Below are 7,782 nucleotides of genomic sequence, written 5' to 3'. Positions count from 1 at the left end.
CCGCCACCGCCGCGCCGCCCGCCCCCTACTGGCTGACGCCGGAACACTGCGACCTGCAGGACTTCATCCGCACCGTCAGCCTATCCACGGCGCTGGCCGACTATCCCCACGCCGCTGCGGCGGAAGAAAACATCCTCGTCTACGACTGCGACCAGGTGCGCGCACTGGCCGGCAAGCCGCTGGCTTTGCGCGCGCTGCAAGCCGAATGGGGCCAGGCGCTGATGGACGGTCCGGGCGTCATCGTACTGAAACGCGCCGTCACCGACATGGAGACGCTGGAACAGGTGAGTCGCGTGTTTCACGCGCTGATCGCCGAACAGCATGCGAGCGGCCAGGCGGCCGGCGACCATTTCGCCAAACCGGGTGCGAACGACCGTATCTGGAATGCCCAGCAAAAGCTGTGCCTGCGCGCCCCCGATGCCTTTGCGCGCTATTACGCCAATCCCGTCTTTGCGTGGATCGCCGAAGCCTGGCTGGGTCCCGCCTACCAGATAACGGCGCAAGTGAACGTCGTCAACCCGGGCGGAGCCGCGCAGGCGCCGCACCGCGACTACCACCTGGGCTTTCAGAGCACGGCCGCCTGCGCCGCCTACCCGGCGCCCGTGCACCAGATGTCGGCCCTTTTGACCTTGCAGGGCGCAGTCGCCCATTGCGACATGCCGCTGGACTCCGGCCCCACCTTGTACCTGCCCGGCTCGCAGCGCTACCGCGCCGGTTTTCTCGCCTGGCAGCAGCGGCCGTTCCGCGACTATTTTGCCCGGCATTGCGTGCAGCTGCCCCTGTCCAAAGGCGACGCCGTGTTCTTCAACCCCGCCCTGTTCCACGCGGCGGGCCACAACCGCTCGCCCGACATCCGCCGCATGGCCAACTTGCTGCAAGTGTCGTCGCCGTTCGGACGCGCCATGGAAACGCTGGACCGCCGCGCCATGAGCGCCGCCCTGTATCCGGCCCTGCAGGCGCTGCGCGCGCAGGGAGTCCTGGATGACATTGGCATCGGCCACGCGGTGGCCGCCTGCGCCGAAGGCTATGCCTTCCCTAGCAACCTTGACCGCGACCAGCCGATCGGCGGCATGGCGCCGCCAACGCAGCAGCAGATCATGCGCGAAGCGCTGGCGCAGGACTGGCCCGCTGCGCGCTTCCTCGAAGCGCTGGACAGCCATGCCTGGCGCCGCCGAGCCTGAACAGCAGCGTTTTAGTACCTCAGCCCGTAGCCGAACTTGTACAGCGGATGGGCCGTGTCATACGGCACGTCCGATTTCTGCACCTGTACTTCGGCCATCGACGATGGCAGCTCGAACGGCAGCTTGCCCTGCGGCTTGGCCTTGCCCGTCAAGACGTCGAACAGCGCGCCGTCGCTCACCCCGAAGTTGGCGAGGATGGCGCTGGCCTTGTCCTGCACGTTGCCGAGGATGGCCGGACGGTCCAGGTACACGGTCACCACCGTCTTCGGCGCATACCTGGCCGCGTTCTTGATCGCCTCGTAGTCGGCATTGCCGTCGACGTAATCGAGGCGGCCCTCGTGCTGCATGCTGCCGAAGATGTAGTTCGGGTGCAGGGTTTCATAGGGCGCTGCCACGCGCAGCAGGGCCACGTCCGCTTCCTGCGGCGTGGCGACCACCGTGTAGCCATACTGCTGCGCCACGGCCGCATCGATGCCGTACAGGTAGACCTTCTTGACGGTGGCCGCCAGCGGCAAGACCTTGTCCTTGTTTTCCAGCAAGACCAGCGAGCGGCGCTGGGCTTCCAGGCCCGCCTCGACGAAGTCCGCCTTGCCCACGGTGGCGGCCGCCCTGGCCGCATCGACGAACGGATGCTCGAACAGGCCCTGCTTGAATTTCTGAATCAGAATGCGCCGCGCCGAGGCGTTGATGCGCGCTTCCGTCAGCTGGCCACGCTGCACGGCTTGCGTCAGGTACGGCGCTTCCGTCACGCCGCCAAACTGGTCCATCCCCGCCGTCACGGCTTTTACATAACGCTCGGCCTTGGTGGCGTCTTCCATGCCCCACGGCGTGCCGAAGCCGATGAAGGAAGGCGCCACGCCAGGCGCCGTGCCGTTGCGGCAGTTGGCGTCGCAGTCGGACGTGATGCCCCAGTCGGACAGGATCACGCCCTCGAAGCCGTATTTGCCGCGCAGCAGATCCGTCAGCATGGTCTTGCTGAAGCCGGCCGCCACCTGTTCCAGGGTGATGCCATCGATGGTGATATTGCCGTCCGGCAGAGCGTAGGTTGGCATGATGGAAGCCGCCTTCGCCGTGAACGCGCCTTCGAACGGCTTGACGTGGTAAGCAAAATTGTTACCCGGGTAAGTCATGTAGCGGCCATAGTAATTGTGGCCGTCGAAGCCCTCTTTCGTGGCGCCATAGCCGACCCAGTGCTTGACGACGGCCACCACGCTGCCGTCATGCAAGCCCGTATTGCCGTCCTGAAAACCTTCGATATAGTGCTGCACCATGCGCCTGGCCAGGTCCGCGTCTTCGCCAAAGGTGCCGTTGATGCGCGACCAGCGCGGCTCGGTGGCCAGATCCGCCTGCGGCGACAGCGCCTGCGTGATGCCGACGGCCAGGTATTCCTGGCGCGCGATGTCGCCGAAGCGGCGCACCAGCGCATCGTCGCCGATGGCGGCCAGGCCCAGGGTTTCCGGCCACTGCGAGAAACCCTTGGTACCGGCGCTGGCGCCCACCGTGTACTGGAAATGGTGGCGCGGGTCCGTGCTGATGGAGACAGGAATGCCGTGGCGCGAGGTTTCGCTCAGCGCCTGCACCTTGTTGTACTGGGCCGCCATATTGGCGGTGTCGCCCGCCATGCGGGTGATGAAGGTGTTGACGTACTGCTTGACGATCAGGTCCTGCAGGGCCGTGAGGTCATACGCGCCGCCCAGGCCGATGCCGGAAGGGTCGGACACGGTGGGCGCCGTGCCGTGCATCATCAGGCCCGCCTTTTCATCGAGGCTCATGCGCGACAACAAGTCGTCGGCACGCGCTTCGGCCGGCAGGCGCCAGTCTTCATACGGGTCGATCTTGCCGTTGCGGTTCATGTCCTTGAAGGTATAGCCGTCGACTTTCAACTGGCTATAGGTGGTGGCGCCGAACACGGGCTGCGTGTATTGCTCGCTGACGGTGTCGTTGCCGCAGGCGGCCAAGGCAAGCGTGGCGACGCAGCCGGCGACCATGCGGGCCATCGGTTTCATAGTGCAATTCATCATTATCTCCAAGACTGTTTTTGTAGGTATCAAGGCGCGGCAGCAAGGCCGGCCGAAAACAATATAGCGTGAGAATGCGTGAGTTTCTTGACCGCACAGCACGCGTTTTATACCCGCGAGAACAATTTTTGGTTAGACGGCACGACAACCAACAATTTCCTACAAAGTGCTAATATTTGTGAAAAAATACTACAACAAGCAGAATACGCAGAATAAGCAGGAGGCACCCTTGCACAAACCCGATACGCGCACGGTTTCGAACCGGATCGCGCAGCAATGCGCGCGCGCCATGCAAGCCGATGGGCACGACCCCGCCGACTTTGTCCGCCAGACGGGCATCACGCCGGCGCAGCTGGAGGAGCCGGGCGGCCGCATCAACGCCGAGCGGCACCGCCGCATGACGGCCTACGCCCAGCAACTGCCGCAGCACCGCGGCTTGCTCGATCTCGACGTGACGCACTGGTTCGCGCATTACTCGGGCATCGCCCACGTCTGCTTCAACCGCCCCACCCTGCGCAGCGCGCTGCACGAGCTGCTGCACTTGCGGGGCCTGATCGGCGAATTCGACTTCATGCTGATGAGTGAGAATGGGACGCGCATCGAGATCGAATACCTGTCCGAGTTTTGCCCGCTGGGGGGCGCCATGCAGGCGCTGGCCAATTTCCGCATGCTGTCGCTGGTGGCGCGCGCCTACGACGATGGCGCGGCCACCGCTTTCCATGCCGGCTTCCAGGGCAAGGCGCCGTGGTTCGCGCCAGCCATTGCCGAGTGCTTCGGCGCCGCCGCCACCTTTGGCCAGGCGCGCAATACCCTGACGTTCGACGCGCCAGCGCTGGACCGGCCCTTCGCCCAGTTCAACGCCATGCTGGCGCCGCACGCGCTGCGCCACGCACAGGGACAATTGCAGCAGCTGCAGGGGGCGCAGCTGTTTTCGGCCCGCGTGGAGCAGGCGATCATCGATTTGCTGGGCCGGCAAGGCGCCGGGGACGCCGACGGCGCCGCGCTGCTGCCGGCCCTGTGCGACGGCCTGGCGATGAACCGCTGGACCCTGCAGCGCCAGCTGCAGCAGGAGCAGACCTCGTTCCGCGCACTGGAACTGCGCGCGAAAAGCCGCGAATCGCGCCGTTTGCTGCGCGAAACGAGCCTGAGCGTGGTGGAAATCGGCGAGCGCCTGGGCTTTTCCTCGCAAAGCGCGTTCACACGCTTCTTCAAGACCCAATTCGCGCTGCCGCCGGCGCGCTACCGACAGGATGCCGCCGGAGCCTAGAGAAAGAGACAAGCAACAAGAAACAAAAAACAAAAAACAAGCAAACAAGCAAGCCACGAAACGGCCCAAGTCAGAAAGACAGGCTCCCCGGGCCAAGCGGACCTGAAAAATGCCGGGGGCAAGGCGCGGCGACGCAGACAGTACGCCAGTACGGCAAGGAAGCCGCAACGCCGCCATCGGCATTTTCTCAGGCCCGCGTCTCCGGCCCGCTATTCAAGCTATACAGCCTGCGGCCGTATTCTGAACCAGATCGCATACATGGCGGGCAGGAAAACCAAGGTCAGCACCGTACCGGCAAACGTGCCGCCGATCAGGGTATAGGCCAAGGTGCCCCAGAAGACCGAATGGGTCAGCGGAATGAAGGCCAGGATGGCCGCCAGCGCAGTGAGGATCACGGGACGCGCGCGCTGCACGGTCGCTTCGACCACGGCGTCGAACGGCGCCAGGCCGGCCGCCTCGTTCTGGTGGATCTGGCCGATCAGGATCAGAGTATTGCGCATTAAAATGCCCGACAGCGCGATCAGGCCGACCAGCGCATTGATGCCGAACGGCTGCTGGAACAGGATCAGGGTGGGCACGACGCCGATCAGGCCCAATGGGCTGGTCAGGAACACCATCACCATCGCCGACATCGAGCGTACCTGCAGGATGATCATCAGCAAGGTCAACGCCAGCATGATGGGGAACAGGGGCAGCATGGCCTGCGTCGCCTTCGCCGATTCCTCGATCGAGCCGGCCTGCTCGATGCGGTAGCCCGCTGGCAGCTTGTCAATGATGGGCCGCAGCTGCGCCGTGATGGCACCCGAGACGTCGGGCGGCTGCATGCCGTCGGCGATGTCGCCGCGCACGGTGATCGTCGGCTGGCGGTCGCGCCGGCGCATCACGGGTTCTTCCCAGCGCACCTCGACGCTGCCCACCTGCGACAGCGCGATGCGTTCGCCGTTCGCGCCGGCCAGGGTCAGGTCGGCGATACGCGCCGGATCCAGCCGCACGTCGCCGGCCGCGCGCGCCACCACCTGCACCGTGCGGATATCTTCGCGCACGGCGGTGACGGGCACGCCGCTGAGCAGGAACTGCAGCTGCTGCGCCACCGCGGCCGACGTCAGTCCCATCGCCTGCAAGCGCTCCTGCTGCAGGCTGAAATGCAGGGTGGGCGTGCGCGTGCCCCAGTCGGTATTGACGGTACGCATCATCGGGCTGGCCTGCATCACGCGCCGCACCTCGTCGGCGATGCCGCGCAACACCTCGGGATCGGGGCCGCTGACCCGGTAGGCGACGGGAAACGGCGAATACGGGCCGAACACCAGTTGCGTGACGCGCACGCGCGCCTCCGGCGCCAGGCCGGCGGCAACGGCCGCGCGCAAGCGCCGCTTGAGACTGTCGCGCGCCTGCTGGCTGTCGGTGCGCACGACGATCTTGGCAAACGAAGGATCGGGTAATTCCGGCCCCATCGCCAGATAAAAGCGCGGCGCGCCCTGGCCCACATAGGCCGTGACGATCTTCGCCTCGGGCTGGCGCGCCAGCCAGGCTTCCACTTTCGCCGCCGCGCCGCTGGTCTGCCCGATCGCGCTGCCGTAGGGCAGCTGCACTTCGATCAGCACCTCAGGGCGGTCGGAGATGGGGAAGAACTGCTTCCTGACGATGGCCATGCCCAGCACGGCCAGCACGAACAGGCCGATCACGGTGCAGAACACCAGCCATTTGCGGGCGATCACGCGCCCCAGCAGGCGGCGAAAGCGGTGGTAGCGCGGCGTGTTGTACAGCGCGTCATGGCCGCCGGCGACTTTTTTCAGCTCGGGCAGCAGCTTGACGCCCAGGTAGGGTGTAAACACGACCGCCACCACCCATGAAGCGATCAGCGCGACGCCGACGATCCAAAACATATTGCTCGTGTATTCGCCGGCGCTGGAGCGGGCAAAGCCGTTGGGCATGAAGCCGACGGCCGTCACCAGGGTACCCGCCAGCATGGGTGCGGCCGTATGGCTCCAGGCGTAGGCGGAGGCGGCGATGCGGCTGTAGCCCTCCTCCATTTTCACGACCATCATTTCGATGGCGATGATGGCGTCGTCCACCAGCAGGCCGAGGCCCAGGATCAGGGAACCGAGGGTGATGCGGTCGAAATTCTTGCCCGTCGCGGCCATCACGATGAACACGACAGCCAGGGTCAGCGGCACGGCGGCGGCCACCACGATGCCGACGCGCCAGCCCATGCTGATAAAGCACACCAGCATCACCACCAGCAGCGCGGCGAGGAACTTGAGCATGAATTCGTCGACGGCCGCGCTGATATTGACGGACTGGTCGGTGACCTTGGCCAGGCTCATGCCCAGCGGCATGGCGGTACCGATGGCCGTCACTTCCCCGTCCAGCGCCTTGCCCAGGTCCAGCCCGTTCCAGCCGTCGCGCATGACCACGCCCAGCAACAGCGCCGGCTCGCCGCCGTTGCGCACCAGGAAACTGGGCGGGTCCGCCTGGCCACGGCGCACGGTGGCGATATCGGACAGGGCCAAGGTACGCCCCTGCGCCACCACCGGCGTATCGCGGATCTTTTGCAGCGCCTCAAGCGCGCCGTCGAGGCGGATGGTCACTTGCGGCCCCCGTGTTTCGACCGAGCCGGCCGGCGTGAGGGCATTCTGGCCGTGCAGCGCCGCGAACACGTCCTGCGCCCGCACGCCCAGGGTAGCCAGACGTTCCTGCGACAACTCCACGTAGATGCGCTCGGCCTGCTCGCCGATGATATTGACCTTTTTGACGCCCGGCACGTGCAGCAGCCGCTGGCGCAAGGTTTCCGCCTCGCGCACCAGCAGGCGCTGCGGCTCGCCTTTGGCTTTCAGCGCATACAGGGCAAAGGTGACGTCCGCGTATTCGTCATTGATCATGGGGCCGATCACGCCGGCCGGCAGATTGGCCGCCTCGTCGCCGGCCTTCTTGCGCGCCTGGTAGAACTCGGCCTGCACCTGCCCGGGCGGCGTGCCGTCGAGCAGGGTCAGGGTGGTAAACGCCAGTCCGGGCGTGGTGTAGGTCTCGGCCCGTTCGTACCAGCGCAGCTCCTGCAGGCGCTTTTCGATCTTGTCGGCCACCTGGTCCTGCATTTCGCGCGCGCTGGCGCCAGGCCAGGCGGTGACGATGGTCATCACCTTGACCGTGAAGGCCGGGTCTTCCGCGCGCCCCAGCTTGAAGAACGACAGCAGGCCGGCCAGCGAAATGAGACAGATCAGGAACAGGGTGACGGAACGCTCGCGCACGGCCAGCGCCGACAGGTTGAAGCCCGCCGCGCTCATGGATGCGCTCCCGCGCCCGCGGCCGCTGGGGCCGG

4 protein-coding genes are annotated in these 7,782 nt (G+C 65.9%); 2 read left to right on the top strand and 2 right to left on the bottom strand.

Features of this window, described 5'->3' with window-relative positions:
- Window positions 1-32: 32 nt before the first annotated feature.
- Entirely contained in the window at window positions 33-1,181 is a 1,149-nt protein-coding gene (locus AC07X6_RS26150; RefSeq protein WP_494792894.1) for a phytanoyl-CoA dioxygenase family protein, read from the top strand.
- An 11-nt stretch (window positions 1,182-1,192) separates the two neighbouring features.
- Here the strand turns inward: AC07X6_RS26150 and AC07X6_RS26145 are convergent, their stop codons facing one another.
- A complete protein-coding gene (locus tag AC07X6_RS26145; protein ID WP_494792893.1) occupies window positions 1,193-3,187 on the bottom strand; it encodes a glycoside hydrolase family 3 protein in 1,995 nt (664 codons plus the stop codon).
- A 241-nt stretch (window positions 3,188-3,428) separates the two neighbouring features.
- Between AC07X6_RS26145 and AC07X6_RS26140 the strand changes: the two genes are divergently transcribed.
- Complete coding sequence (locus AC07X6_RS26140; RefSeq protein ID WP_494792892.1) at window positions 3,429-4,466, top strand: helix-turn-helix transcriptional regulator; 1,038 nt, start codon at window positions 3,429-3,431, stop codon at window positions 4,464-4,466.
- A 218-nt stretch (window positions 4,467-4,684) separates the two neighbouring features.
- Here the strand turns inward: AC07X6_RS26140 and AC07X6_RS26135 are convergent, their stop codons facing one another.
- On the bottom strand, window positions 4,685-7,747 hold the full coding sequence (locus AC07X6_RS26135) for an efflux RND transporter permease subunit (protein ID WP_494792891.1): 3,063 nt from the start codon (window positions 7,745-7,747) through the stop codon (window positions 4,685-4,687).
- Between the last annotated feature and the right edge of the window lie 35 nt (window positions 7,748-7,782).

The organism is Janthinobacterium sp. GW460-12-1-14-LB5, assembly GCF_059423585.1.
This window is presented reverse-complemented; position numbering and strand designations above follow the sequence as displayed.

Excerpts from the sequence above, each read along its gene's own strand:
- AC07X6_RS26145 (WP_494792893.1), bottom strand. The coding sequence starts at position 3,187 with ATGAAACCGATGGCCCGCATGGTCGCCGGCTGCGTCGCCACGCTTGCC.
- AC07X6_RS26135 (WP_494792891.1), bottom strand. The coding sequence starts at position 7,747 with ATGAGCGCGGCGGGCTTCAACCTGTCGGCGCTGGCCGTGCGCGAGCGT.